The following is a 26197-nucleotide window of genomic DNA, read 5'->3' on the forward strand; positions in this document are numbered from 1 at the left end:
TTAGTCGCGAAGCAACTCCCAAGGCCCGAGTTTTATACTCGGGTTCAACGTCACCGGGAAAACCCATCCTACCGCCCCGCCACCGCCCGCAGTACAAAGCTCCCCGACAGCGGCTTGCCGGGCGCGGCGACGATGTCGTGCTCAGATACCCAGGGGCCGCTGAACTCCCGGGTGGGCGAAATATCGCGGCTGGCGAGCAGGGTGATTCCTGAATCGGCGGGCTGGGCGCGGGCCGTGAGCGGCGTGTCGGCGGACAGGAGGGCGAGGCCGGCGCCGTTGGCGTCGGTCAGCGTCATCCAGTGCAGGTCGCGCTTGGAGGCGCGGAAGAGCGTGTCGCCTGCGTGGCAGGTTCCCGATGGCTCGCCGATATGGCCGGCAGGGTAGACCGTGAAGTAGGAGTCGCGCGACCAGCCCATTTGGGAATAAGAAGCGGGCAGGGGAAGCTTGAGGCCCGCTTCCCAGAGGCGTGTTTCCGGCGCCGTCCAATCCAGCCGCCAGGCGACCGTAATCTGCGCGTTTGGCTGGATGTCATAAGTCGTTGTCAGCGTTCCCAGAGGATCGCCGGCGGCCGAGGCGAGGACTTTGCTCGTGGCCGTCACGCGGACGCTTCCATCGGGATTCGACTGCGACGCCACGGCGGCGCCGTTCAAAACGGGCGGCTGGGGCGCATGGTAGAAGCCCTTTTCGTCAACGGTGTCGGATTCGCCCAGATTCAAGATGGGAGCGCCCGTCAGCAGATCGCGGTCGGCGGCGCGCCAGGAGCGGATGCCGCCCGTCGTTTTGTCGAAGATGATCGTCTGCTGGGCGCTGCGGACGGTCAGGGCGTCTGGAGTATCCTGGGCGGTCAGCGGCTGGGCGCCGACGATTCCGGCCGGAGCCGCCGGAGTCGGCGCGCCTTCGATGGGCAGGCGGGCGAGGGTGACGCTGCGGCCGTCGGGATGGACGAACTCCAGCGTCAGCGCGGTGGCGCCCGCCGGCGCGGGGAAGCTGGCGCTCACCGAGGCGCCGGGGGCGCAGGCGATGCGCGAGACGCCGCTTTGCAGCGCTGTGTCGCCGCGCATCGCGGACCAATGGCAGGCCAGTTCTTTGGCGTCGGTGAACGAATAGTGGTTCGTCAGCGGCACGGTAAACGCGCCCGCGGAGGCGCTCACGACGCGCGTTCCAATGCCGATGGGGCTGTAGGCCATCTTGACGATCCACCATTCGGGCTTGGGGTTGCGGAACGCGTCCATCACGCCCTTGTCGTTTTCCTGACGCATGTGGTTCGGGCCGAGATAGAAATCGCGCGTCTTATCTTTGTTCTTGTCGGCGATTCCCTGGTTCTGCCACTCCCAGATGAAGGAGCCCAGAATCGTCGGCGACGCCCATAGCTTTTCCCAGGTCTTGATCATGACCTCAGACCAGAGATCGGACGTTCCCGGATCGTAGTCCTGCATCGCCTGCTGGTAGAAGATATGCGGGTGCTCGGAAAAGACCGCCGGAATCTTTTTGGCGTCTCCGCCCAGATATCGGTCCACATCGGCGGGGGTGGGGTAATGCATATCGTCGAAGGACTGTCCCTTTGGTCCCCAGGTTCCCTGCTGCGAGACAAACGCCGGCCGCGTCGGTTCGGCTTTCTCCACAAAATCGATCAAAGTCTGCGAGTTTTTGCCAAGGCCGTTCTCGTTGCCGATGCTCCAGGCGAGGACGCAGGGGCGGTTCTTGTCGCGGCCGATGGTGTCGGCGGCGCGCAGCAGCAGCGCCGGGGCGAACGCGGGGTCGTCGTTCTTTTCGTTGATCCAGCAGAAGGGGACTTCGTCCAGAATGTAGAAGCCCTTCTCTTCACAGAGCTCCAAAAAGCGCGCCGCGTGATTGTAGTGAGATGTCCGGATCGCGTTGATATTCGCGTCCTTCATGAGCTGCAAATCCTTGGTCCACTCTTTGTCGGTCAGCGCGAAGCCCTTGTCGGCCCAGAAATCGTGACGGCAGGTTCCGGTCGCCTTGATCGGCTTGCCGTTCCAGAGCACGACGTTGTTCTTGATCGTGACCTGGCGGAATCCGAAGCGCTGCTGGACGCTTTCGGCGATTTTGCCGCCGCTCGTCAGACGCAGAACCAGATAGTAGAGATTGGGCTTCTCCGCCGACCAGAGCTTCGGCGCCGTCACCGGCGCGCTCAGATGGATCGCCGCGGCTCCATCGGCGCCGATGCGGCCGGCGCCCGTCAGCGAAATCGGCGTCGATTTGCCATCTGCGCCGACCAGATCTCCGGTCAGGGCGACGGACTCGCCCGGCGCGCCCTCCACCTGGACATCCGTCACGAGAGTCGCGTCACGATCGTTCGCGGCGATCGGCGTGTCCAGCGTGATATCGTGGATATGGGTCTTGGGAACGGCGATCAGCGATGTCTCGCGATAAATGCCTCCCATACACTGAAAGTCTCCCGTCTCCGCGTCCGACGACGGCGTTGTCTTGGAAAGGCGCACGGCGAACAGATTGCGCTTGCCGGGCTGGACCAGCCCCGTCAGCTCTACGTCAAAGGCGGTGTAGCCGCTCTCATGATAGCCGGCCTTTTTGCCGTTGACGAACACTTCCGCGCCTTCCAGCGCCCCGTCGAATCGCCAGAAGATACGCCGGCCCGCGAACGCCTTCGGAACCATCACCCAGCGCCGATAAAGCCCCACGGTGTCGTCCACGGAGTTGTATGTGGGAATGGAGTAGCCGGCCATCTCCCAGTTGGAGGGAACGGCCAGCGTATTCCAGGCCGCGTCGTCAAAACCCGGCTGCGCGAAATCATCCCGATGCGGATCGGCGGCAGGGGCCAGCGGCGGGTCCGGCTTCCAAACGACATCCTGTCCCGCGTCGTTCAGGTGAAGCTGAACTTCGCGCAGCGACGCCCAGCCGCTCTGAGTCCCGGTAATCGTGAGGCGGACATAGCGAACATCCAGCTCCGGAATCGTCACCGGCCCGTCGCCGATCCCCGGAGCCGCCGTGAAATCGGCCAAAGCCGTCCAATCCTTCCCATTCGGGCTGCCCTCAATGCGGCCGCGGTACCGATTGCCGGGCGTCTCCCAGGCAAGCGTCACCCCGGTCAAATGGCGCACACTCTTCAAATCCGCCTGGATCCACTGCGGAACGGCGCTGCTGTCGGCGCACCAGCGCGTGCCGGGGTTGCCGTCGAACGCCATCCTCGGCGTATTATTCGTCTCATTGCTCGACGCCGTCGCGCCGCCCCCGTCTTCGGCCGAAGAAACGAATTGGCGATCGACAATATGTCCGTGCGTGAGCTGAAACCGCCAGTCGCCCATCATCGGCAGATTCCAGGCGTTGTGAGCGCGCAGCCGGTCGGGAGGCATGGGAAGGGAGGCGGGCAGGGGGATCGGCAGCGACGCCGCGCTGACACGAGACATATCAGCATGCGCCGCCGGCGCTCCCGCCGCAGAGGCGAGCAGCGCCGCCAGCAAATACACATTTTTGTTCATAAAATCTTTATGCCGTACTTTTCAGAGGAAATCGCCGTAAGCGTATGGAAATTCTGGTGAACCAAGTTCATCACAGCGCGAAACGATTATAACATAGCCGACTTTCGGCGTCAAGAACTCCATGCCGGTATAATCTTTAGTAAGCAACGCCAATTTGGAGATATTGAAATATGACGGATCAAGAATTGACCTTGGAGACTCACTCGCTGGGGGCCGCCACGGTGGAGGCGCTGCAGCAGGCCATCGCGCACCGGCGCAGCATGGGAATCGCGCGCCTGAAGCCCGACGCCGTGGACCGGAGCCTGATCGAACAGCTTCTGGAAGCGGCGAACTGGGCGCCCAGCCACGGCGAGACCGAGCCCTGGCGCTTCACGATCTACACCGGCGACAGCCGCGTGGCGCTCGGCGAAGCGTTCGCGGCGGCGTATCAGCAGGACGCCGGCGCAGGCTTTCACGAGGCCACTTTCGAAGCGCAGAAGGCGCGCGCGCTGATGTCTCCGGTCTGGATCTCCATCGGCATGGAGCCGGCCCTGAAATCCGATGGTTCATTGCGCATGGATCTGGAGGACGAACGCATCGCCGTGGGCTGCGCCGTACAAAACCTGCATCTGGTCGCCTCGGCGCAGGGGCTTGCCGGAATGTGGCTCTCGAAGAATATCTTCATCCACCCGCACGTCGCCGAATTCGTCGGCTTAAAATCTCCCGGACAGCTGCTGGGCTTCTTCATCGTCGGCTGGCCGAACATTCCGTGGCCGGCGGGTGAGCGCGGCCCCGTCTCCGAAAAGGTCCGCTGGGCGGAATAACACAGATGATCTGACCTGTCTTCAGGAGGAGCCGACAGTACGATACACAAATAGAATCCGAGTACTTCCATGTTAAAGCGTTTCTTCTCGTATTACCAGCCCCATAAAGGGCTTTTTCTGCTCGACTTCTCCTGCGCGGTCATTTCCGGCATTTTCGAGCTGGCCTTCCCGATGGCGACCCGCGGCTTCATCAACAATCTGCTGCCGGGCCGTGATTGGGGCCTGATTCTGGGCGCCGCCGCCGGCCTGCTGGCGATCTACCTGATCAACACCGTCCTCCAATATATCGTGAATTATTGGGGCCATGTGCTCGGCATCTCCATCGAAACGGAGATGCGGCGCAAGGCGTTTGACCATCTGCAAAAGCTCTCCTTTCGATTCTACGACAATCAAAAGACCGGGCATCTGATCGGGCGCGTCACTAAGGACCTGGAGGATGTCGGCGAGGTGGCGCACCACGGCCCCGAGGACGCCTTTATCGCCGTGATGACGTTCATCGGCGCGCTGATATTGATGTTCGGGATGAACGTCAAGCTCGCGCTGATTACGGCCCTGGTCGTTCCCCCGATGCTCTGGCTCTCCACGCGCTACGGACGGGCGATGACGGTCAACATGCGATCGCTTTTCCAGCAGGTCGGAAATTTTAATGCGAGGATCGAAGAAAATGTCGGCGGCATTCGGGTGGTGCAGGCGTTTGTGAATGAAGACCACGAACGAGCGCTCTTCGCCAAGGACAACAATAGCTACCGGGACACTAAGCTCAACGCCTATCGTTTGATGTCCAAGAGCATGTCGCTCAGCTATATGACGATGCGAATCGTGCAGATCTTCGTCATGATCGCCGGCGCTTATTTCTTTCTGCATAACAAGCTGAATATCGGCGACTTTGTCGGCTTCCTGCTGATGACGAATGTTTTCTTTCGGCCCGTCGAGAAGATCAGCGCGGTGCTGGAAACCTATCCCAAGGGCATCGCCGGCTTCAAGCGCTACACGGAGTTGATCGACACGGAGCCCGACATCACCGACGCCCCAGACGCCGTCGAAGTCGGCCATCTGCGCGGCGCCATCCATCTGGAAGACGCGACCTTTGGCTACGACGAGCACAAAAAGGTCCTGAAGAACATCGATCTGGCGATCCAGCCCGGCGAGATGGTCGCGTTCGTCGGCCCGAGCGGCGCGGGCAAGACGACTCTGTGCTCGCTCCTGCCGCGCTTCTACGATCTCGACTCCGGCCGCATCACCGTGGACGGGATCGACATCCGCCAGATGACCCTCGCCTCCCTGCGCCGCAACATCGGCATCGTCCAGCAGGATGTCTTCTTGTTCGCCGGCACCATCCGCGAGAATATCGCCTACGGCCGCCTGGGCGCATCGGACGCCGAGATCATGGACGCCGCCCGCCGCGCGCGCCTGGACGAGATGATCGCCGGCCTCCCGGACGGTCTGGACACCATCACCGGCGAGCGCGGCGTCAAGCTCTCCGGCGGCCAAAAGCAGCGCATGGCGATCGCGCGCATGTTCCTGAAGAACCCGCCGATTCTCATCCTCGACGAAGCCACGTCCGCCCTCGACACCGAGACCGAGCGCGCCATCCAGGCGTCCCTCTCCGAGCTCGCCATCGGCCGCACCACCCTCGTCATCGCGCACCGCCTCGCGACCATCCGCAACGCCGATCGTATCGTCGTCGTGGACGAAACCGGCGTCGCCGAACAAGGCAGGCACGACGAACTCGTCGCCGCGTCAGGCATTTACCGGCGCTTGCATGAGGCGCAGTATGGGTAGGCGATATTGTCTTGATAAGTAAAAACGCCTAGAATGCGATACGGTGGCAGGTAAACATCTAGGGGCGGCAGAACGCCGGCGGTTAAAACCGCGCCTCCAAAAACGCAGAAACCCGCCTGCGCGGGTTACATATTTGTTATCGATACCGCCTAATGCGAGCCTTATATTAGGCGGCGCCGTGAAGGATAATGTAGTCCCCGAAGGGGGACTTCTGCGCTCTTGGAGGCGCGGTTTTAACCGCCGGCCGATCTATGCAACAAAACGCCTACCAGTACTTCCACGCGCCGAAGTGGACGACATAAATTCCCAGCAGCAGGTTGCAGACCGCGTGCGCCAGGATACAGGCGCGCAGGTCTCTCGTCTTCCAAATCAGCCCGCACATCGCCGCCGAGAATATGGCCGCCACCAGCCACTCGGGATGCGACAGGGCGAACAGCACGATGTTGACCGCCAGCGCCATTCCGTTGAACACACCCTCCGGCACTCGCCGGAAATTGTCCATGTCCGTCACGAAGCGCAGCAAAAATCCTCGATAGAAAAGCTCCTCGATCAGCGGCACGACCGCGACGAGGCCGATAAACCGAATCGAGAGAAACGCCGACCGCCCATTGACGTCGGCGATCTTCGTGAACGGATTGTACTCTTCCCGATGTCCCAAGAGCGCCAGATGCGGCGTATGGGGATCCAGCGTCACCCACACGCCCGTCATCACCGCGCCCACCACCACAGCCAGCAACGCGTTCGTGACGCTCAGCTTATTCGCCGGCGGCTCCGTCGGCCGAAAGATCAGCAGCGTCGCCGCCACGGCCGCGATTTTGAAGGCGTAAAACGCCGGGTAATGCGCGGAAAAGAACGGCTCCAGGCTGGTCAGCAGCAGAAACAGGGCGAATGGGACTACGTAGTGCAGCCAGGATTGGTTAGAGAGACGAGACATAGGGATAGTATAGGGGCGGAGGGGTAGGGTGTCAAGCGCAATCAGCCAAGTTAAAGCTCGTCCATCACCAAATGAGATCGACGGGATAGGCGGAAAATTGCGAGTCAGCGCTCGCCAGCGACAGTTTCTCGACAATCGCTTGAGCGATGAACATCCGATCGAACGGATCTCTGTGGTGTAGCGGCAGGCTGCCGAGCGCCAGCGGATGAGCAAGATTCACTGGCAAAATCTGAAGGCGATTTTGCTCTTGATGCCTAGTAACAATCGTTTCGATGGGAAATTCCAAATCGAGCTTACCCAGCTGAGACTTTATCTGTATTTCCCATATTCTAATCACACTTAAGAACAAGCCCGTCTCACGGTTTCGGCACAAATCGGCTACACGAGACGACAGCTTACCTGGATCACTGGACCACCAAATAAATACGTGCGTGTCGAGAAGCAGATTCATTCTTCGCCCAGCCAAAAGCTATCAGGTAATGGGGCGTCGAAATCTTCCGCCATATGCATCTTGCCGGCAAAGAGACCCGCAATGCGTTCTCGAGGCTCAGGCTCTACAACTGTCTCTTGCGCTAGTGCTTGGTCAATCATCTCATGCAGGATTGCTTGCTTCTCAAGCCCACGCGCTTTAGCGACGAGGTCGAGGCGTTTTTCCTGTTCTGCGGTGAGGTTTAATGTCACTGTCATGGCTGGTGTCTCCAGATCAACGTCTACAAAAATTGTAGCATGAAGTCTGCGATTTCGAGAGAAGCGTCTTCGTCACGACTGTCCAACTTTTCGCCAAATCCATACACCCATCGCGCCAATAGGGTACAATAATGGCCCATGACACCCACTATCGGCTGCTACGTTCACATCCCCTTTTGCGTGCGCAAGTGCGCTTACTGCGATTTTAACTCTTACTCAGGTTACACGGACGGGACGATCCGGCGCTATGTCGATGCGCTGACGCAGGAGATTGAACGCGCGCCGGTTCAGCCGCAGTCCGTGGACACGATCTTCTTTGGCGGCGGGACGCCGACGGCGATTCCGGCGACGGATGAGGCGGCGCTGCTGCGCGCGGTGCGGGAGCGATTGCCGGTGACGCCCAATGCGGAGATCACGACGGAGGCGAATCCGGGGACGATGGATGTGCAGCATCTGGAGGTTCTTCGCGAAGCGGGATTCAATCGCATCTCGTTTGGGGTGCAGTCGTTCGATAGTGGTTTACTGAAGACTTTAGATCGAATCCACAGCGCGGATGAGGCGAAGAACGCCGTGAAAGCCGCGCGGGCGGCGGGGTTCGACAATGTGTCCATCGACTTGATGTTCGGACTGCCCCGGCAGACCAAGGCGCAGTGGCGAGACACTTTGGAACAGGCGATGGCGCTGGAGACGGAGCATATCTCCCTGTATTCGCTGATCGTGGAGGAGGGGACCGGGTTCTATACGCTGCGCCAGAAGGGGCGCCTGCCGCTGCCGGATGAAGACACGGCGGCGGAGATGTTCCAAATGGCGATCGATGCGGCGCATGCGGGGGGATACGAGCAGTACGAAATCTCGAACTTCGCCAAGTCCGGCCGCGCCTGCGGCCACAATGTCCACTACTGGCGCAACGATCCCTACTACGGTTTCGGCTGCGGCGCGGTCGGGTATCTGGACGGCAAACGGATCATGAACGTAAAGTCGCCCGCGAAGTACTGCGAAACGATCGAAGACCACGGCGACCTGACCTACACCTGTGAAGCGCTGACGACCGAGGAGACGATGGCGGAGACGATGATGCTCGGCTTGCGCCTCACCGGCGAAGGCGTGGACTGCCGCCGCTACGCCGAACGGTTCGGCGTGGATCCGCGCGCGAAGTTTCCCGACGATATCGCCAAGTTCACGAAAGATGGGCTGCTGGAGACTGACGGAGATTTCCTGAGGCTGACGCCGCGCGGCGTGTTTCTCGCAAACGAAGTGATGATGGCGTTTGTGTGATCGCCCCGCATTGAAATACGGGGCTGGGGGCGCTCCGCGCCGACCGTCCGTGCCGGACGGAAGAGCGCAATCGCCAACGTTTCCTTTTCCTCCGTCCGGTACGGACGGTCGGTTGCAAAGCAACCCCCAGCCGGGTAATTCATTGCCCGGTGAATGATCGACCTTCGGCAATCGTTCACATCGGCAAACCCTCTCACGTTGACTTTCCACCGTGAGAAAGCCATAATCAAGGTATTGTGTTCGATGGGACCCGGCCAAAGCCGGGTTAATTTGTGATGAAGTTCTTTCCCATCCATGTGGACCTGAACGGAAAACGCTGCGTTGTGGTCGGCGCGGGGGCGGTCGCCGAGCGTAAGGTGGCGGCGCTGCGCGAGCATGGCGCCGCGGTGCGCCTGGTGGCGCCGCAGGTCACGGACGGGCTGCGCAAGCTGGCGGAGGCGGGCGCGGTCACATGGATGAATAATCTTTATCATGCGGGGCATCTGGAAGGCGCCTTCCTGGTGATCGCCGCCACGGACCGGCGGGAGATCAACGCGACTGTGGTGCGGGACGCGCAGGAGCGCAATATTCTGGTGTGCGCCGCCGACAAGTTTGCGGAGGGGAATTTCGTTTCTCCCTCGACAGTGGTGCGCGGCGATCTGACGCTGACGGTGTCCACCTCGGGACAGAGCCCGACGCTGGCCGCCGTGCTGCGCGAGCGCCTGTCCGACGAATTCGGCGAAGAGTGGGCGGAGTACGCCGCGCTCTTTGGCGCGCTGCGCCAGGATCTGAAGACCTCTGGCGCGACGGAATCGGCGCGCAAAGCGATGACGCGGCGGGTGCTGGACGATCCTGAGATTCGCGCGCTGGTGTGCGAAGGCAAGTTATTAGAAGCGGAGGCCCAGGCAAGACAATGCCTCTCGTCCTGGTCGGAATAAATCACGAAAGCGCGCCCGTCGAAGTGCGCGAAAAACTGGCGATTGGAGAGCATGCGCTGCCGCGCACGCTGCTGGCCCTCTCGGCTCTGGAGCCGGTCGTCGAAGGCGCCATCCTCTCCACCTGCAACCGTACGGAGATCTACGCCGTTCTGAGCCCGGAATCCGGCGCCACGGAAGAGATCCTCGCGGAGTTTCTGGCGGGACAGCACGGCCTGTCCCGCCATCAGTTCGACGGCCGTTTGTACTTCTACCGCGACGGCGCCGCCGCCAGCCATCTGTTTTCCGTCGCCGCCGGCGTCGATTCCATGATTCTGGGCGAGCCCGATATCCAGCGCCAGGTCAAGCAGGCAATGGAGGCGGCGCAGGGCGCGAAAACGCTCGGGACGCTGCTCAATCGCTTGTTCCAGGACGCGCTGGTCGCCGGCAAGCGGGCGCGGACCGAAACGGAGATCGCGCGCGGCGCCTTTTCCATCGGCGCGGCGGCCGTGGAGCGCGCGGCCCAGATCTTTGGGGACAGCCTGGAAGGCAACACCGTGCTGGTGCTCGGCGCCGGCAAGATGAGCGAAGTGACCGCGCGGCACTTGCAAGCGCGCGGCGCGCCGACCGTCCTGGTCGCGAACCGCACCTACGAGCGCGCGGAGCATCTCGCGGCGCAGTTTGGCGGGCACGCCCGGCGCTTCGACGAGCTCGAAAGCGCGCTGCTCTCGGCGGACATCGTCGTCTGCTCCACGGCAGCGCCGCATCCCGTGGTGACGCGCGCGCTGATCAAGAACGCCATGCGCGTTCGTCACAACCGTCCCCTCTTTTTGATCGATATCGCCGTGCCGCGCGATGTCGAAGCCTCCGTCGGCGACCTCGACAACGTTTACCTTTACAACATCGACGACTTGATGCAGATCGTCTCCGGCGCGCGCCAGACCCGCTCGGGCGAAGTGGCGCAGGCGCGGGAGATCATCGACGCCATGGCGATCGAATACGGCCGCTGGCGGCAGTCGCTGGAAGTGGCGCCGACAATTGTCGCGGTACGTGAAAAGCTCGAATCGGTGCGCGTCGCGGAGCTTGCCCGCCTGCGCAGCCGCATGCCGGGCCTTTCCGACAAAGAATGGCGCGCGGTGGAAGCGGCCATGGAATCGGTGACGAATAAGATCGCCCACCCGGCCATCATCGCCATCAAATCGAGCGCGCAGGGATCGGGAGATTCGGCGGCTCTGGAGACCATTCGCCAGGCGTTTGGACTGGAGCAGGAGGGCGACCCGTCGCCCGAATCGGGACGGCGGTCGGCGAATGCGCGGAGGGCGCCCGATGCCTAGCGGGACGGAAGGCTTTCTGCTGGTCGGGGCCGCGCTTGCGTATTTGATCGCCTCCGTGAGCTACGGCGCGCATTTGATGCTGCGCAAGATCGCGCTCGCGCAGGCTGGCCGGTACGCCGCCATCCTCGCGGTCGCCTGCCACACCATCGCCATCGGCGTCCACTGCGCCGTCACGCGCCAGACCCCGTTCACCACGCCCGCTGAAACCCTGTCCGCCTCCGCCTGGACCGTGGCGCTCGTTTACCTCCTGCTGGAGTTTCTCGTCAAACCCAAGCCCTATGCGCTGGGCGCCCTGGCGCTGCCCGCCTCGTTTCTGTGTCTCTTCGCCGGCGCCGTCCTGCACCAATCCCGGCGAACCGCCGCGCCCGGCGCCGTAGCGCCCGAACTGGACTCGCGGCTGATCAGTCTGCACGTAATCGCCATCCTCTTCGCCTTCAGCCTGCTCGTGCTCGCCTTTGGTTGCGCCCTTTTGTACTTGATTCAGCATCGCCGCCTGAAGCGCAAGCATATCGGCGGCCTGTTCGGCAAACTCCCGCCGCTCACGACGCTGGAAACGCAGGCGTTCACCCTGGTCGCCTTCGCGTTCCCCTTGCTGACGGTAGGCCTGGTCTCCGGCGTCATCCGCGCCGCCGCCGGCGGCCTGGGCGCCTCCTGGGTCGCCGACCCCAAGATCCTGGCCTCCACCGTCACCTGGCTCGTCTACGGCGTCTATCTCGGCCTGCACAGCGTCGCCCACTGGCGCGGCCCGCGCGCCAATTACATTCTCATCGGCGGCCTGCTCGCCGCCCTCGCCACCTACTTCATGCCGACGACAGCGCATCGGTTTGGGTAGAAGGATTTGGGAATAGGCCGTAGGCCCCGCATGCACGCCCAGGCGGTTGCCCGAATACCAAATTCGGGTGCGTCGTCCATTCCCCGGTTATGAAACCCGGGTCTGGGAGCGCAAAGCGCTAAGCGTCCGTGCCGGACGCAAATGCCAGCTTTCGATCACAAATATCCTCCGTCCGGCACGGACGGTTAGCGGCTCTTGCCGCTCCCAGACCCGGGTTTCATAACCGGGGTCTGGGAGGCCTTTTCTTAGGAACCCATTATGTTCAAACGCGGACTCTTCAAAACACTTTTCCAAAAAGTCGATCAGCTTGTCACCGGCCGGGGCCGGATCGATGAGGAGCTCTTTGAGGAGCTGGAGGAGGCGCTGATCGGGTCGGATCTGAATATCCATACCACGATCCGTGTCATGGAGGAGCTGCGCAACGCGGTTCGCGATGAGCGGCTCAAGGACGGGCAGGATGTCAAGGAGCGTCTGAAGACGTTTTTGACGTCGGCGCTGGTCTCGGGGGAGGGCGCGTCGCCGCTGGCGGTTTCGCCGCAGGCGCCGACGGTGTATCTGGTGGTCGGCGTCAACGGCGTCGGCAAGACGACCACCATCGCGAAGCTGGCTTATAAGCTCAAGCGCGAGGGGAACAAAGTGATCGTCGCGGCGGCGGACACGTTCCGCGCGGCGGCGGTGGATCAGCTGGCGCTCTGGGGCGAGCGGATCGGCGTGGACGTAGTCAAAGGGCGCGAGGGCGCGGACCCGAGCGCCGTGGTCTTTGACGCCATGCAGGCGGCGGTGAGCCGCAAGGCGGACTATCTCATCATCGACACGGCGGGACGGCTCCACAACAAGGTCAACTTGATGGAGGAGCTCAAGAAGATCAATCGGATCGTCATGCGCGACCGGAACAATCGGCCCGCCGACGAAACCCTGCTGGTGCTCGACGCCACCACCGGGCAGAACGCGGTCAATCAGGCGAAAGAGTTTAAGGCGGCGGTCAATATCACGGGATTGGTCCTGGCGAAGCTGGACGGCACCGCGCGCGGCGGCATCGTCATCACGATCAAGGATGAGCTGGGAGTGCCGATCAAACTGGTCGGGACCGGGGAAAAACCAGAAGATCTGGAAGTCTTTGACCCGTCGGCGTTTGTCGAAGCGCTGTTCGAAGAATGATTTTTCGGAAATAATTTCGGTCTGGTTGCGCAAAAATGCGTTCAAAGTGTTAATATATCCGTATGAAATCACGCATCGCCGCGAATTTCGCGATTACGTTTGAACGGCGGTCTTTCTGGACCGCAGCCATCGGTTTTTTTCTTTTGGGAAGCGCGCTGGCCGCCGGCCGCGCCGACACCGCTCTGACCATCAAACCGACCCATGTGTTCACCGGACACACGGACGAAGTCACGGCGGTCGCGTTCGCGCCGGGCGGCGCGCGCTTCGCGTCCGGCTCCAAGGATAACACCGTCCGGCTGTGGGAGATCTCCACGGGTGAGGAGCTGGAGACCTATCAAGGGCATACGCGCCCCGTCACCAGTCTGGCTTATTCGCGCAAGGATAACCTTCTGCTCTCGGGCAGCATGGACGGGACGATCCGGGTCTGGGACCTGGACAGCGACGACCTGCCGCGCATCTTTATCGGCGCGGGCGACCCCGTGATGGATATCGCCATGTCCGCCGATGGAACGCACGTCCTCGCCGCCTCGCACGGTTTTCAAGACTGGAGCATCGACGAAGGCGTGATCAAGCAGTCGTATTCGGCGAACGGCGCCGATCTCCTGAGCATCTGCTATACGCCCGACTATAAGCAGGCCCTGACCGGCGGCGGGGACGGGGCCGCGCGGCTCTGGAACCTCAATCCCGAGAAAGAATCCCTGCGCTTCAGCGGTCACCCGGACGGCGTCCGCCGCGCGCGCATCTCCCCCGATGGGAAGATCGCGGCCACCTGCTGCTGGGGCGACAACTTCGTGCGCCTCTGGGACCTGACGACCGGCAAGGAAACGCTGCGGCTGATGGGCGACGCCGACGCCGTCGCCTGCCTCGCCTTTTCCCCGGACGGCAAAACCCTCCTCACCGCCGGCGGCAAGATTGCCTCCGATTTGAAATCGCTGGATCCCAATGCGGAAAATGTCGCGGTGATCGATGTGTGGAGCGTCGCCACCGGCAAGATCACCGCGCGCCTTGCGGGCCATTCCGGCTACGTGGACGCGGTCGCATTCTCCACCGACGGCAAGCGCGTCATTTCCGGCGGTTCGGACAAAGCCGTTCGTCTCTGGACCCTTCCCCAGCCACCCAGCAAAGGCGCCCCGCGCCGGACCGCCGACGCGGCCGAATAGATCCGCCGGATGAAACAAGGGCGCGGCGGATTAGATCCTCCTCCCTGCTGGGTAAGTAGGGTTGGAGGAACTTGCCATGTCCACAACTGTCGGGGATCTTATGACCCCACACGCCGTCAGCCTCGCCCCGGACGCCACGATCCAGAGCGCGGCGAAGCTGATGCGCGACGATATTTTCGGCGCCGTGCCGATCGTCGACTCCAATAACGCCCTGGTGGGAATCGTCACTGACCGCGACATCGTCGTCAAGGCCATCGCCGAAGGGCGCGGGCTCGATACTCCGGTCTCGGACATCATGACCCGCAATCCCCAAACAGCGCCGCGCGACGCGACCATCGAGCAGGCAATGCGCATTATGGCCGCCGCCCAGATCCGCCGCATCCCTGTCGTGGAAAGCGGACGATTGATCGGAATGCTGTCGATCGGCGACATTGCAACCACCGTCCCCGACACCTCAGTCGCCGGAACTGTACTGGAGCATGTTTCGGAGCGGTCTTAATTTTCAACCAACGGCGCCGGCGGTTTTAACCGCCGGTCTTTCTTGCCTGCGATTTGCTTTCCATAGCCTCTTGACATTGCCTTCCAAGATCGCGTATAATAATGTTCGACCTGCCGAGGTGGCGAAATTGGTAGACGCGCACGTTTGAGGGGCGTGTGGATTAACCTCCATACGGGTTCAAGTCCCGTCCTCGGCACCAACACTATTCCTTTTCCCTACAAATCCAAATTTCAAAGAGAACCGCTGTGAATCCGAAGCAGGCTGCAGCCGAGCGCGCTGTCGAGTATATCCAGGATGGAATGATCGTGGGTCTTGGCACCGGAAGCACCGCCGCCTACGCGATCTCCGCCCTGTCCGCGCGCATTCTCAGCGAAGGTCTCGAAATCACCTGCATCCCCACATCACGCGCCACCGCCGAGAGCGCCCGCGCGATGAACATCCCGCTTTCCGATTGGGACACCGTCCGCAAATTAGACCTCACGATCGACGGCGCCGATGAAGTGGATCCCCAGTTTCGCCTGATCAAAGGCGGCGGCGGCGCGCTGCTGCGCGAAAAGATCGTCGCGTCCGCCACCGAGCACCAGATCATCGTCGTGGACGACCACAAGCTCAAAGCCGCCCTCGGCGTCTTCCCCCTGCCCGTCGCCGTCGTTCCCTTCGGCTGGCAGGCCACCCGCGACCGCCTGGAATACCTGCTTTCCGCGCCGGTCACCCCCCGAAAAACGCCCAACGGCGACATCTTCATCAGCGACGATTCGCTCTACGTTCTGGATGTCCACTTCGGAGGCCCGCTGCCCGATCCCGACGCCCTCACCGCGCGAATCAAGACCATCACCGGCGTTGTCGAAACCGGCCTCTTCGTCGGCCTCTGCCACCGCGTCATCGTCGGCCACCCCGACGGCGCCACCAGCGAAGCCTCCCTCGGCTACACCGCCGCCCTTTAATTTCCCGCTGCCACAAATTATCGATTGACCTATGCGATCGTGTGTGTTAAAATGTTTCAACACTTCTAGTGAAACGTTTCGACTCACTGGAGCAAAACCGTCGCTCAGGACCAATTCATGAAACTTTCTCTCTTTTCCATGGCGCTTCTGCTTTCCGCCGGCGCGGCCTTTGCCGATCCTGGCCGCGTCCGATCCTTCGACGACCATTGGCGGTTCCAGCGCGGCGACGCCGCCGGCGCGGATAGCCCGGGTTTCCATGACGCTTCTTGGCGTGTGGTGGACCTGCCGCACGACTGGAGCATTGAAGACCTGCCGCACCCCGCGAAGAATGGGCCGGCGGCGATTTCGGTCACGGCGGGAACCTGGCGGTATTCCAAGGGCGACGATGCGGCCTGGAAGAATGCGGATTTTGACGACGGCGGCTGGGCCTCGCTCCAGCTCCCGGCGCTGAATATGACCGAGCAGAATACGTTCGGCTGGTTCCGGCGCACGGTTGACGTTCCCGCATCTCGGACAGGCAAGGATCTTGTGCTGAGCCTGGGACCGATCGACGATTCCGACGAGACGTTCTTCAACGGCGTGAAGATCGGCGGTACGGGGCCGATTGCCGGAGTTGCGGGACAGGCGGCCGGCGACTATCAGACGCTGCGCTTCTACAAAGTTCCGGCGGCGCTCGTGAAGGCCAAGAACGTCCTGGCCGTGCGCGTCTTTAACGGCGGCGGAAACGGCGGGATCTACAATACGTTCGACGGCCCGCCGCCCAGCGGCCCCTGGGATTACACGCAAAGCGCTGGCGGCGCGGCCACGGGTTACGCGGTCGGCGGGACAGGCTGGTATCGCAAGCACTTCACCGTGAGCAAAGCCGACGCCGGAAAACAGATCTCCGTGCAGTTCGACGGCGTGTATATGAACGCCGATGTCTCGATCAACGGCAAGCCGCTGGGAACGCACCCGTACGGCTACACGACCTTCGCTTACGATCTGACGCCGTACCTCAACCCCACGGGGACCCAGAACGTGCTCGCGGTGCGCGTGCGCAACACCGGCGCGAACAGCCGCTGGTACAGCGGTTCAGGGATCTACCGCCATGTCTGGCTGAACGTCGTCAATTCGCTGCATGTCGCCCCCTGGGGAGTGAGCGTGACGACGCCGTCCGTCACCGCCGCGTCCGCGCAGGTCCAGGTCACGACGGACGTACAGAACGACGGGCCGACCGATCAGCAGCCCCTCGTCGTCGTGCGCCTGCTGGACGCCGCCGGCAAAGTCGTGGGAACAGCGGAGCGCGTCGCGGTCGTGGACGCGGGAAAACACAGCACGGTCACCCAAACGATCGCGCTGCCGGCGCCGAAGCTCTGGAGCCTGGATACGCCGAACCTGTACCACGCCGAAGTCGCTCTGAAGATCGGCGCCAGGGCAAGCGATCAGACGAGCGTCCCCTTCGGCGTCCGCACGATCCGCTTCGACGCCAAATCCGGCTTCACGCTGAATGGCGTCCCGATCAAGCTGCGCGGCGGCTGCGTGCACCACGACAACGGCCCGCTCGGCGCCGCGACGATCGACCGCGCGGAAGAACGCCGCATCGAGCTTCTCAAAGCAAATGGCTACAATGCGGTCCGTACAAGCCACAACCCGCCGTCGCCCGCCTTTTTAGACGCCTGCGACCGCCTGGGCGTCCTCGTGATAGACGAAGCGTTCGACTGCTGGGCGCAAGGCAAGAACGTCGCCGACTACCATCTGTACTTCAACGATTGGTCGCAGCGCGATCTCGACAGCATGGTGCTGCGCGACCGCAATCACCCGAGCATCGTCCTCTGGAGTATCGGTAACGAGATTCCCGGCAAGGATGCGCCCACGGCCAAGCGGCTCGCCGACGAAGTCCGCCGCGTCGATCCCACGCGCGCCGTCACCTCCGCCTTCGACGGAGTCAATGACGATTCCGACGCGTATCTCTCGGCGCTGGACGTCTCCGGATACAATTACGGCCCCTACCGCTATGATGTGGATCACCAGCGCCATCCCGACCGGGTGATCGTCGCCACGGAATCGTTCCCCAAGGAAGCCGCCCGTTACTGGAAGGGCGTGACGGATAACTCCTGGGTCATCGGCGACTTCGTCTGGACGGCCATCGATTACTACGGCGAATCCGGGATCGGCCACACCTCGCTCAGCGGCGAAAGCGACGCTTTCAACAAGCCGTGGCCGTGGCATAACGCCTGGTGCGGCGACCTGGATATCTGCGGCTTCAAAAAGCCGCAATCGTACTATCGGGATGTTCTGTGGGGACGCAGCAAATTGGAGATGGCCGTGCATCGCCCCTTGCCGGACGGCAAGACCGAGAATATCAGCGGCTGGGGATGGACGGATGAAGCGCGCAGCTGGACATGGCCCGGCCAGGAGGGTAAGGCCATGCGCGTAAATGTCTACACGACCTGCCCGCAAGTCCGCCTCACGCTGAACGGCCGGACCATCGACGCGCAGCCCGAAAAGGGTGGGGACGGCTACACGCTCACGTACAGCGTCCCTTACGCCGCCGGCGTACTGCGCGCCGTCGGCCTACAGGACGGCCAGGAAGTCGCCAGCGTCCTTTTAAGCACCGCCGGCAGACCCAAGCGCCTGCGCCTGACAGCCGACCGGAGCAAGATCCACGCGGACCGAAACGACCTGTCCTATGTTACCGTGGAAGTGCTCGACTCCCACGGCGTCCTCGTTCCGAACGCCGCGCCAACGATCCGCTTCACCACCCAAGGCCAGGGCGAAGTGGCGGCGACCGGGAACGCCGATCCCACCGACCTCACCAGCCTGCAACGGCCCGAACACAAACCCTATGAAGGCCGCTGCCTCGCCATCCTTCGCCCGAAGGGCAACGCGGGAACGGTCACCCTGCGCGCTGAGTCTGATGGATTGGAGCCGGCGACGCTGACGGTCAAGACGGGGGAGTAAGAACAAACCCATTATCGCCCCTGGGTGGCATGCCGGCACAGGGCTGCCGGCATGCCACCCAGGATACGATGTAGGCGATTTCCGTGATGTACTTACGGCTGGTTCGCGAGCCATTCGTTGTCCAGCGTGCCGCCGCCGTACTGGGCGCCTTGCAGGGGGCGGGCGCGGTATTTGGCGTGTCCGTCGGCCATCACCATTTCGAACCCGTCGTTATGGCGGGGGAAGCCGTCCTGGGAGCGGCCGTCTACGTTGATGTAACCGCGCTGACGGTGGCCCCACTGCCAATTGATCTCATGGCGTCCATGGCTCAGGTCGGCGGCTTTATTCGTCGCGCCCGTGCCGTTGTTGATGTCGCCGTTGTCCGTCGCCTCGGGGGCGCTGTCCGCGATGAGGATCGTGGCGGAAGGCGCGGTCACGGCGGCGAGGCTCTGGCCGGCGACGCCGATATGGGCGCAGCCCGGGTCGTCGGGCGAGCTCGTGCAGGTCGGGGTATTGTCCACGATATCGTTGATGCCGTAGTTGTAAGACCACTGCTGACTGTACAGCGCCGGCGCAGGCGGGCTGGCCTTGAACTGGATCACGCTGTCGGCGTCGGGACAGTGCAGCAGCGCCCAGCTCTTGGTATACGGCTGGATCATATCCCCCCAGTAATACTCGTGATCGTCGTCCACGTCCCCGCCGCGCTCCGTCAGAACAAAATTCTCATCGTTATCCTGCGCGTATTGCAGCACGCCCAGGCCCACTTGCCGCAGATTGCTCATACAAGCCGTCTGCCGGGCCTTTTCGCGCGCCTTGGCGAAGACCGGGAAGAGGATCGCCGCGAGAATCGCGATAATGGCGATCACAACGAGCAATTCGATCAAAGTAAACGCGCGCCGCAGGGGCTGTCGAAGAGAAGTGTTATTCATGGGTGCGAGAACTCCGTAGGCCATCCGCTTGTCGCCTGGCGCTTATCTGTCTATATCAGACTAAATGTATCTCCGATAAAATTTGTCGGCGATTAGGATTATAGCGTCTAAGCGCGGGAGGAGTCAATATCCTCGCCGAATTTTTCCGCGCAAATGCGAAAAAAATTATTCTGAGGCCGACAAACCCGCCGTCATTGTCGCGATCAGCCGATCAAAGCTTTCGTCGATACTCAGAGGCATGCCGAATAGACCGGCAAGCTCCAGGGTCACGAAGCCATGCATCGCGCTGCGCAGGCCGCGCACCGCGTGCAGAGCGTCGGCGTCGCTCAAATGATATCCGGAAAGAACAAGCAGCGCCGAGTTGACGACTTCCGTCTGGACCGACGTCAGCAGCGGGTCCTCGAAATCCAGCGTCGCGGCGGCAATGGCGTACAGCCCGGGATGAGACTTCGCGAATTCGCGGTAGGCGCAGGCGAGCCCCAAAACCGCCGCGTCCTTCTCCCGTCCGATCGTCGCCTGCGTGATGCGCCGATGCAGTTCGCGCAAGCCATGGATGGCGATAGCGCGCTTCAGCCCCGGCATCCCGTCCACGTGGTTATAAAGCGACGGCGTACGCACGCCGAGATCCTTCGCGAGGCGCCCCAGAGACAGCGCCTCCACGCCTTCTTGATCCACCAGCCGCACGGCGGCGCGAACGAGCGCGTCGCGGTCCAGGCCGGCGCGCGGAACGCTTTTGCGCGTCGGCTCCACTCCCAGTTCGCTGGACTTACGCGCCATGGGTCGCCTGCTTTCCCAGACTGCGCTCGGCGTCGGCGATCGCTTTTCGGATCGCCGCCTCCGGATTCTCCAGCACCGCGCCATGGCCCACGGCGAGTCGCGAGGGCTTCAGCGCCTGGATCTTGCGTGCGCTCTCCAGAGCGCTTGGCTTATGCCATGTCGTGAAGTACATAAAGGGGAAGATCGGCCGCAGAGTGCCCGAAACGGCGACGCCTCCGACGACCTGGAACGAGTCTCCGCCGATCAAACTCCGGTCACGCGTATCGAACAGCGCCAGATGTCCCGGCGTATGCCCGGGGGTGGCGATCACCTCCAGCGGGCCGACGCGATCTCCCTCGGACAGCAAACGCGCCGGCGTCAGCTTACTGGGCGTGATCCCGCCCTTCGGCGGCGTCTGCGGCTCGGACGGGTCTATGGTCAAATCTCCCGCAAAGATACGCGACTCGCGCGCTCCCATCAAAATCTCCGCATTCGGCAGCGCCGCCGCCAGCGCGTCCAGCGAGCCGACATGGTCCTGATGCGCGTGCGTCAGAACGATCCGCGTGATCGGTTTCCCCAGATCCTTCGCCGCCGCCAGGATCTCCTTCTCGCTGCCCGGCAGACCCGCATCGATCAGTATCAGTCCGTCGTCGTCCCGAACTAAGTAGCAGCTTACCGGGAAGAACTTCGGGTAACGTGTCAGCTGCGTCAGATATTCGCCGTGATTGAGTATTTCCATGCCGCGCCTCTTTTCGTCAAAACTAATGATAATCTATTTTAAACTAATACTATTAGTTTTGTCAAGCGCTGCGATAAAAAAACCGGGATCCAGCTCTGGATCCCGGTTCTGAAGGTAAAGAAATTTAACGCAGGAGCGACGCGCCGCCGTCGACGTAGATATCCACGCCGGAAACATGGCGCGAGAGGTCGGAGGCCAGGAACAGGCAGGTATCGGCGACGTCGATCGGTTCGCCGTGGCCTTCGTGCAGGGCGGGGCTGCCTTCGGGCATCTCGACCTTGATCCCGATCCTGTCGGTGTCGCGCTTTTCCGTGCGAGCGTCGATATTCGTCTCAATCGCGCCGGGACAGACGGCGTTGGCGCGGATGTTGTGCCGGCCGAGCTCCAGCGCGATCATCTTCATAAACGCCACCTGGCCCGCCTTGCTGGAGCTGTACGCCGAGGCGCCGGGGTTGGAGAATGTCCGGTTGCCGTTGACGCTGCTGGTGATAATGATCGAGCCGCCGCCGTTTTTCTTCAAGTGCGGCACGGCGAAATGGACGGTGAGATAGGTCCCTTTGAGATTGATCCCCAGGGTCTTGTCCCACTCCTCCGGCTGAAGCTCCTCGATCGGCGCCCAGACCCCGTTGATTCCGGCGTTGGCGAAGACGATGTCCAGCTTTCCAAATGTTTCCACCGTTTGATTGACGGCTTTTTCCACAGACTGGGCGTCCGCGACGTCGATCTCAATGAAGAGCGCCTTCGCTCCCAGCTTTTCGATCTCGGCCCGAACTTCTTCTCCCTCGGCTCGCTGCATATCCGCGATCGTGACGCTTGCGCCTTCGCGCGCGAAGCGCAGCGCCGTCCCTTTGCCGATCCCGCTCGCGCCTCCCGTAATAAAGGCGACCTTTCCATCCAGCATGCCCATATGATTTCTCTCCCCTGACGCCGCCGATATTGCGGCGAGCTTGTCGCTGGTTTCTACCCAGAATCGAGGGGCGATTATTCACGGAGGCGTATGCCAAGAATCTCTCTCAATGTGGTTTTTTGAGACCCGGATGCGCGGCCAGCCACTCCTTCCAGGTTGCGTGCCGGCGGACATTGCGGTGGACCATGTCGATCTCGGCGAGAACATCCTCGGGCTTGGTCGCGAGCTCCAACTGCGCGAGCTCGATATCCTCTTCGTTTTCAATCCCGAGCTTGTCCTGGACGACGTCCAGCATGCGCAACACCCGCGTCACTTCGTGCTCGGTGAGCAGGCCGATCTGCAAGTCAAGGTCCGCGCGGCGGTCCGCCTCCACGCTCAAACGATTCTGGCTGATGAGAACGAAGGTTGAAAGAAAGATCGCCTCCAGTGAAACGACCATCGTGAGCAGTCCATAGGGATAGGGATCGAAGGGGCGGACGCCCACCTTGCCCGTATTGAGCAAAATCCAGCTCCCGAACCAGAGGATATGGACATAGACGAAAATCAGGCGTCCCGAGAAATCGGTGATGATGTCCGAGACTCGGTCCGGAGTCTTGCGCGCCTGGGCGGCTTCCATTCGCAGGCGGTCGATGGTGCGGATATTTCGCTCGATCACGTCGCTCAGGATCGGATTGGGCGTTGTGTATTCTTCGCTGGGTTCTTGTTCGCGCGGCGTCGGCATATCGGGATCTCCTTGCGGTCACATAGCTTTGGTAACAAATCGATGGCGGACATGGGTATTATAAACCATGTCGCTCCATGCTGAACTTCACCGTCATCTCGGCGGCGCGGTTGTCCCGCGCGTCTTCTGGCGATACCTGATGCGCGCCGGTCATCCGCTCGCGACCGAATTTCCCACCTACGAGAGCTTTGAGGAGTACGTCACCAAGCCTCGCGCCTCCCTGGCCGAATACCTGGAGCTGCACGCCCTCGTCGAGCCCTTCCAAACCCTGGAAACGCTTCCCTATTTCGTCTCCAAACTCGTTCGCGGCGCTTACGTCTTCGAAGGAATCTGCTATCTGGAGCTGCGCCACTCGCCTTACTACCGCACCGATCGCTCGCTGACTCAGGAAGACAGAATCCGGCAGATGCGCGAAGTGGTGGAGGTGGTCGGGAAGGCGGGGCGCAGCCGCGAGTATCCGCTGATTATGTCGCAGATCCTCTGCATGCACTCACGCCTGCCCTACGAAGTCAACAATTCCCTGATCGACCTGGCGGCGGCGCTGCCGGAGTACGTCTGCGGAATCGATCTCGCCGGGCCGGACATCTTCTACGGGGAGCGGATGGACGAATGGGTGCGGCTGTTCCAGCGGGCGCAGGAGATGGGGATCAAGACGACGGGGCATGTGTTCGAGACCCCCGACGGCTGCTATCCCGAACTGCTGCCCCATCTGTCTCGCATCGGTCACGGGATCCAGATCGCCCTGCGCTATCCGGAGATCCTGCCCGAGCTCGCGGATCGAGGGCAGTGCCTGGAAGTCTGCCCGACAACGTACCTCAAGACCGGCACGCTGACCGATCTCGACGCCCTGCGCACGGTCTTCGAGCGCTGCGAGGCGGCGGGGGTAGACATCACGATCTGCACCGACAACGCCGGCCTGCATAACGTGCGCCTGCCCTGGGAGTACGAGAATCTGCTGACCCAGGATGTCATCGATTTCGACCAGCTCACCAAGTGCCAGGACGCCGCCTTCCGCCACGCCTTCGCCTGGCCGCATCCCGATCCGCCGCGCGTCATGCTCGACTCATGGATCCAGGGAAACGGTGGTTAACGAACGATCAAAATCACCGTCTGTTTCCCGGCGCCTTCCGGAAACGAGACCGTTCCCTTCGCATGGCGTCCGCCCACGACGGCGGTCACCGTGTAGTCCCCGTAAAACGCCTGCGTCGAATACTTCCCGTCCGGCCCTGCGCTTCCCGAATCGTTCGTCCACCAATCGTGACGGATAAGCTGCTTCAAGCGATCGTAGGCGGGCTTGGGCGTCATATCCTTGCGCACAAGGCCGGCCGGCGCGCTCTGCCACGCGCCGGCGTCGCTGAAGTCCCACCAGGTGATCGCGCGCAGCGACGGGTGGCTGAACAGCAGTGAATAGAACTTCGCCACATAGTCCGCCTGCGCCCGTTCGCCGTCGGGCGTGGTGTCCCATCCGCTGTCCTGCTTCGGACCGCTCAGCACGGTCGTCTCCGTGAAGTGCAGCGGGCGGTCAAACTGCGCGAACGTCTCGCAGATGCGCCAGAGCTTGGACAGCGGCCAAACGCCGTCGTGCATGTGCGACTGAATCCCAACGGCGTCCGGCAGCGCGTCGTCCTTCCGCATCTGGGTCAGCAGCGCCACATTCGCCGGCCCCGTGTCGTAGTCGTTGTAGAGGAACGTCTCGGGAACGCCGCTCCCCGCCTTGCGCGCCCAGCCCAGCGCGGTCTCGACGACCTGCGGGGCGCCGTCCCGCCCGAGCCAGCGGCTTTCCCCATTCGGCGGCGAGTACGATGCGCCGTTGCTGGCCTCATTGACCACATCCCAGTAATGAATCCGGCTGTGATAGTGGGTCACGATGTCCGTGGCGCGCGTGTGGAGCAGGGGAATCGCGGCGTCTGCCTCCGCCGGCGCCCAGCTGGGATAGACTTCATGCCAGACCAGCGGATGCCCCTTCGGCGTGATCCCATGGGCCAGGCACCAGTCGGCCATCGCATCGAGCCGCTGATAACTGGGCCGGCCGCGTTCTGGCTCAAACGCTCCCCAGTAGAATGGCAGAGTCGCATAGTTGAACAAAGCGGCAAACTCCGTCCGGTACTGAATTTGAGTGGGGGAGCTATCCTGCGGCCGGAGCTCGAAGAAGTTGCAGCCGAACAAAAACGCGTGGCGCGTCATATGAACGGCGACCTGGGCGTTTTTGATGGGCCGCCCTTTCGCGTCGCGCACCTGCACGGTCAAGGTCCCCATTCGATAACGACGGATGCGCGCCTCGACCGCCTGCGGCTGGACCGCGCGCTCCGCGGCGGCGACCGCCGGATCCGGCCCCAGATCCTCCACGTGGACGCCCGTGAACTCCAGCGTTCCCGGATCCTCGCCCACCTGAAAGCGCGCCGCGAGCGGCTGGTTTGGATCGGCGCCAAGCTCCCCCGAAACCACGTATTCCTTCCACTGCGGCGTCAGCACGATCCGGCTGGCGGCAATCCCGGTCCACGGCGCCCCTACCGTCTCCACGACGGCGCGGATCGGATTGCTTTCGGAAGCGCGCGCCCAGAAGCGATAGCGAATCCGGTCCTGAGCTTTGGGCGCCTGCGCCAGCGTCGCCGTGATCTGGATCCCATAGTAGGGGTCCACCGCCTTCTTCACCGCCACCTGTATCTCTTGCGTATTTCCGGCGGGCAGACCCGGCGTTTGGAGGACGCTCAGCGCCACATTTTCCGGCGCGCCGATCACCGTCCAATCCGCGTCGCCCAGCAGGTCATTCGCGGCGAAAGCCGCTGTGGAGAAGGGCGCGCAAAGAAGAAGCGACACGAGGGCAAGCGACGATATCCAGGGGTGTTTCAATAGGAATCTCCGGCGAAAGCGTCTCCGCCCGTTTCATCTTTTATCGGCCCGGGTATACAACCGTAGGCTGTTTGTTCACAAGGCGCCACGGACGGCGTATCCCTCCGGCGATTGCCGCGAACAGGCCATTCATCCATCGCAAAGGGAGCCTGACTCATGAAGACCAACAATTTCGGCGTCGCCGCCGCTCTGGCGTGTGTCGTGCTGGCGCAAAGCCTCGCGGGCGCGCAGACGGCGGACCGGGGCAAGTATCCCGAGAAGCACGACAGCAACACTCTGCACAAAATCGGCAAGGCGATCCAGTACCCGGTGCGCAAGCTCGGCGAAAACGTGAGCAAGAACACGCAGGGCGCCGGCAAGGCGACCCAGTACACCGCGCGCAAAGCCGGCGAGCACACCGCGATCACCACGCACCAGGCGACGGGCCAGCCGTCCATCGACCGCAACCGCAAAAACGGCCAGGTGCGCAAAATCGAAGCCGATGGCGATGTCAAGATCATCAAGCCGGCCCGCACCAAGCATTACGCGCACAAGCGCCATGTGACAAAGAAGCATCACACCAAGCGGCATCACCATCACATGAAGCGCCACCACAAGATGTAATCGCTCATTTTATC

At 62.3% G+C, this 26197-nt stretch carries 23 protein-coding genes and 1 tRNA gene; 14 read left to right on the forward strand and 10 right to left on the reverse strand.

Annotated elements, in window-relative coordinates; all coding sequences use genetic code 11:
* Positions 1–68 precede the first annotated feature (68 nt).
* Entirely contained in the window at positions 69–3458 is a 3390-nt protein-coding gene (locus D5261_RS06710) for a glycoside hydrolase family 2 TIM barrel-domain containing protein (protein WP_119324481.1), read from the reverse strand.
* Between the two features lie 170 nt (positions 3459–3628).
* Between D5261_RS06710 and D5261_RS06715 the strand changes: the two genes are divergently transcribed.
* Complete coding sequence (locus D5261_RS06715) at positions 3629–4261, forward strand: nitroreductase family protein (protein ID WP_119324480.1); 633 nt, start codon at positions 3629–3631, stop codon at positions 4259–4261.
* Between the two features lie 69 nt (positions 4262–4330).
* Positions 4331–6043 (forward strand): ABC transporter ATP-binding protein, encoded by a 1713-nt coding sequence (locus tag D5261_RS06720; RefSeq protein ID WP_119324479.1) that lies wholly within the window; start codon positions 4331–4333, stop codon positions 6041–6043.
* Positions 6044–6308: 265 nt separating this feature from the next.
* Here D5261_RS06720 and D5261_RS06725 read toward each other — a convergent pair whose 3' ends face one another.
* The 3 genes from D5261_RS06725 to D5261_RS06735 all read right to left on the reverse strand — a co-directional run bounded on the left by D5261_RS06725 (position 6309) and on the right by D5261_RS06735 (position 7664).
* A complete protein-coding gene (locus tag D5261_RS06725; RefSeq protein WP_119324478.1) occupies positions 6309–6977 on the reverse strand; it encodes a CAAX prenyl protease-related protein in 669 nt (222 codons plus the stop codon).
* 64 nt (positions 6978–7041) lie between these two features.
* On the reverse strand, positions 7042–7428 hold the full coding sequence (locus tag D5261_RS06730; protein WP_119324477.1) for a type II toxin-antitoxin system VapC family toxin: 387 nt from the start codon (positions 7426–7428) through the stop codon (positions 7042–7044).
* Entirely contained in the window at positions 7425–7664 is a 240-nt protein-coding gene (locus D5261_RS06735; protein WP_119324476.1) for a ribbon-helix-helix domain-containing protein, read from the reverse strand. The genes D5261_RS06730 and D5261_RS06735 overlap by 4 nt, the downstream gene beginning before the upstream one ends.
* Positions 7665–7802: 138 nt before the next feature.
* Here D5261_RS06735 and hemW point away from each other — a divergent pair, with 138 nt between their 5' ends.
* The 10 genes from hemW (at position 7803) to D5261_RS06785 (ending at position 18699) form a co-directional block, all read left to right on the forward strand.
* Entirely contained in the window at positions 7803–8939 is a 1137-nt protein-coding gene (gene hemW / locus D5261_RS06740) for a radical SAM family heme chaperone HemW (RefSeq protein ID WP_119324475.1), read from the forward strand.
* A 275-nt stretch (positions 8940–9214) separates the two neighbouring features.
* On the forward strand, positions 9215–9856 hold the full coding sequence (locus tag D5261_RS06745) for a precorrin-2 dehydrogenase/sirohydrochlorin ferrochelatase family protein (protein WP_119324474.1): 642 nt from the start codon (positions 9215–9217) through the stop codon (positions 9854–9856).
* The gene (gene hemA, locus D5261_RS06750; RefSeq protein ID WP_119324473.1) at positions 9832–11166 is read left to right on the forward strand and encodes a glutamyl-tRNA reductase; all 1335 of its coding nucleotides are present in this window, start codon (positions 9832–9834) and stop codon (positions 11164–11166) included. The genes D5261_RS06745 and hemA overlap by 25 nt, the downstream gene beginning before the upstream one ends.
* Positions 11159–11998 carry a cytochrome C assembly family protein gene (locus D5261_RS06755; protein ID WP_165864598.1) on the forward strand — a complete coding sequence of 280 codons (840 nt, stop codon included), beginning with the start codon at positions 11159–11161 and terminating at the stop codon, positions 11996–11998. Before hemA ends, D5261_RS06755 begins: the two co-directional genes overlap by 8 nt.
* Before the next feature lie 258 nt (positions 11999–12256).
* Complete coding sequence (gene ftsY, locus D5261_RS06760) at positions 12257–13156, forward strand: signal recognition particle-docking protein FtsY (protein ID WP_119324471.1); 900 nt, start codon at positions 12257–12259, stop codon at positions 13154–13156.
* Between the two features lie 62 nt (positions 13157–13218).
* Positions 13219–14316: a WD40 repeat domain-containing protein gene (locus D5261_RS06765; RefSeq protein ID WP_119324470.1), complete on the forward strand. Its 1098-nt coding sequence runs from the start codon at positions 13219–13221 to the stop codon at positions 14314–14316.
* Between the two features lie 76 nt (positions 14317–14392).
* The gene (locus tag D5261_RS06770; protein WP_119324469.1) at positions 14393–14815 is read left to right on the forward strand and encodes a CBS domain-containing protein; all 423 of its coding nucleotides are present in this window, start codon (positions 14393–14395) and stop codon (positions 14813–14815) included.
* 112 nt (positions 14816–14927) lie between these two features.
* Positions 14928–15014 (forward strand) — tRNA-Leu (locus tag D5261_RS06775).
* Positions 15015–15060: 46 nt separating this feature from the next.
* The gene (rpiA, locus tag D5261_RS06780; RefSeq protein WP_119324468.1) at positions 15061–15759 is read left to right on the forward strand and encodes a ribose-5-phosphate isomerase RpiA; all 699 of its coding nucleotides are present in this window, start codon (positions 15061–15063) and stop codon (positions 15757–15759) included.
* Positions 15760–15876: 117 nt separating this feature from the next.
* Positions 15877–18699, forward strand: coding sequence for a glycoside hydrolase family 2 TIM barrel-domain containing protein (locus D5261_RS06785; RefSeq protein WP_119324467.1), 2823 nt, complete (start codon positions 15877–15879; stop codon positions 18697–18699).
* Between the two features lie 92 nt (positions 18700–18791).
* On the opposite strand, the gene D5261_RS06790 is transcribed toward D5261_RS06785, so the two are convergent.
* From D5261_RS06790 to D5261_RS06810, 5 genes are all read right to left on the reverse strand, one after another.
* A complete protein-coding gene (locus D5261_RS06790; RefSeq protein ID WP_174721498.1) occupies positions 18792–19607 on the reverse strand; it encodes a type II secretion system protein in 816 nt (271 codons plus the stop codon).
* A 165-nt stretch (positions 19608–19772) separates the two neighbouring features.
* Entirely contained in the window at positions 19773–20384 is a 612-nt protein-coding gene (locus tag D5261_RS06795) for a TetR/AcrR family transcriptional regulator (protein ID WP_165864597.1), read from the reverse strand.
* Positions 20374–21102: an MBL fold metallo-hydrolase gene (locus D5261_RS06800; RefSeq protein ID WP_119324465.1), complete on the reverse strand. Its 729-nt coding sequence runs from the start codon at positions 21100–21102 to the stop codon at positions 20374–20376. The genes D5261_RS06795 and D5261_RS06800 overlap by 11 nt, the downstream gene beginning before the upstream one ends.
* A gap of 124 nt (positions 21103–21226) precedes the next feature.
* A complete protein-coding gene (locus D5261_RS06805) occupies positions 21227–22009 on the reverse strand; it encodes an SDR family oxidoreductase (RefSeq protein ID WP_119324464.1) in 783 nt (260 codons plus the stop codon).
* A 106-nt stretch (positions 22010–22115) separates the two neighbouring features.
* Positions 22116–22730, reverse strand: a complete 615-nt coding sequence (locus tag D5261_RS06810) for a DUF1003 domain-containing protein (RefSeq protein WP_119324463.1) — start codon at positions 22728–22730, stop codon at positions 22116–22118.
* A gap of 67 nt (positions 22731–22797) precedes the next feature.
* On the opposite strand from D5261_RS06810, the gene D5261_RS06815 reads away from it, so the two are divergent.
* On the forward strand, positions 22798–23820 hold the full coding sequence (locus tag D5261_RS06815) for an amidohydrolase family protein (protein WP_119324462.1): 1023 nt from the start codon (positions 22798–22800) through the stop codon (positions 23818–23820).
* Here the strand turns inward: D5261_RS06815 and D5261_RS06820 are convergent.
* On the reverse strand, positions 23817–25580 hold the full coding sequence (locus D5261_RS06820; RefSeq protein ID WP_119324461.1) for an endo-1,4-beta-xylanase: 1764 nt from the start codon (positions 25578–25580) through the stop codon (positions 23817–23819). The two genes, D5261_RS06815 and D5261_RS06820, sit on opposite strands and share 4 nt — an antisense overlap.
* A gap of 156 nt (positions 25581–25736) precedes the next feature.
* Between D5261_RS06820 and D5261_RS06825 the strand changes: the two genes are divergently transcribed.
* Positions 25737–26183, forward strand: coding sequence for a hypothetical protein (locus D5261_RS06825; protein WP_119324460.1), 447 nt, complete (start codon positions 25737–25739; stop codon positions 26181–26183).
* Positions 26184–26197: the final 14 nt, after the last annotated feature.

The sequence above is a fragment of the Capsulimonas corticalis genome (assembly GCF_003574315.2).
Classification (GTDB): Bacteria; Armatimonadota; Armatimonadia; order Armatimonadales; family Capsulimonadaceae; genus Capsulimonas; species Capsulimonas corticalis.

Excerpts from the sequence above, each read along its gene's own strand:
- D5261_RS06735 (WP_119324476.1), bottom strand. The coding sequence starts at position 7,664 with ATGACAGTGACATTAAACCTCACCGCAGAACAGGAAAAACGCCTCGAC.
- D5261_RS06755 (WP_165864598.1), top strand. The coding sequence starts at position 11,159 with ATGCCTAGCGGGACGGAAGGCTTTCTGCTGGTCGGGGCCGCGCTTGCG.
- D5261_RS06730 (WP_119324477.1), bottom strand. The coding sequence starts at position 7,428 with ATGAATCTGCTTCTCGACACGCACGTATTTATTTGGTGGTCCAGTGAT.
- D5261_RS06725 (WP_119324478.1), bottom strand. The coding sequence starts at position 6,977 with ATGTCTCGTCTCTCTAACCAATCCTGGCTGCACTACGTAGTCCCATTC.
- D5261_RS06720 (WP_119324479.1), top strand. The coding sequence starts at position 4,331 with ATGTTAAAGCGTTTCTTCTCGTATTACCAGCCCCATAAAGGGCTTTTT.
- ftsY (WP_119324471.1), top strand. The coding sequence starts at position 12,257 with ATGTTCAAACGCGGACTCTTCAAAACACTTTTCCAAAAAGTCGATCAG.
- D5261_RS06800 (WP_119324465.1), bottom strand. The coding sequence starts at position 21,102 with ATGGAAATACTCAATCACGGCGAATATCTGACGCAGCTGACACGTTAC.
- D5261_RS06815 (WP_119324462.1), top strand. The coding sequence starts at position 22,798 with ATGTCGCTCCATGCTGAACTTCACCGTCATCTCGGCGGCGCGGTTGTC.
- D5261_RS06745 (WP_119324474.1), top strand. The coding sequence starts at position 9,215 with ATGAAGTTCTTTCCCATCCATGTGGACCTGAACGGAAAACGCTGCGTT.
- D5261_RS06785 (WP_119324467.1), top strand. The coding sequence starts at position 15,877 with ATGAAACTTTCTCTCTTTTCCATGGCGCTTCTGCTTTCCGCCGGCGCG.
- D5261_RS06765 (WP_119324470.1), top strand. The coding sequence starts at position 13,219 with ATGAAATCACGCATCGCCGCGAATTTCGCGATTACGTTTGAACGGCGG.
- D5261_RS06770 (WP_119324469.1), top strand. The coding sequence starts at position 14,393 with ATGTCCACAACTGTCGGGGATCTTATGACCCCACACGCCGTCAGCCTC.
- D5261_RS06710 (WP_119324481.1), bottom strand. The coding sequence starts at position 3,458 with ATGAACAAAAATGTGTATTTGCTGGCGGCGCTGCTCGCCTCTGCGGCG.
- D5261_RS06790 (WP_174721498.1), bottom strand. The coding sequence starts at position 19,607 with ATGAATAACACTTCTCTTCGACAGCCCCTGCGGCGCGCGTTTACTTTG.
- D5261_RS06825 (WP_119324460.1), top strand. The coding sequence starts at position 25,737 with ATGAAGACCAACAATTTCGGCGTCGCCGCCGCTCTGGCGTGTGTCGTG.
- D5261_RS06810 (WP_119324463.1), bottom strand. The coding sequence starts at position 22,730 with ATGCCGACGCCGCGCGAACAAGAACCCAGCGAAGAATACACAACGCCC.
- hemA (WP_119324473.1), top strand. The coding sequence starts at position 9,832 with ATGCCTCTCGTCCTGGTCGGAATAAATCACGAAAGCGCGCCCGTCGAA.
- hemW (WP_119324475.1), top strand. The coding sequence starts at position 7,803 with ATGACACCCACTATCGGCTGCTACGTTCACATCCCCTTTTGCGTGCGC.
- D5261_RS06795 (WP_165864597.1), bottom strand. The coding sequence starts at position 20,384 with ATGGCGCGTAAGTCCAGCGAACTGGGAGTGGAGCCGACGCGCAAAAGC.
- D5261_RS06715 (WP_119324480.1), top strand. The coding sequence starts at position 3,629 with ATGACGGATCAAGAATTGACCTTGGAGACTCACTCGCTGGGGGCCGCC.
- D5261_RS06805 (WP_119324464.1), bottom strand. The coding sequence starts at position 22,009 with ATGGGCATGCTGGATGGAAAGGTCGCCTTTATTACGGGAGGCGCGAGC.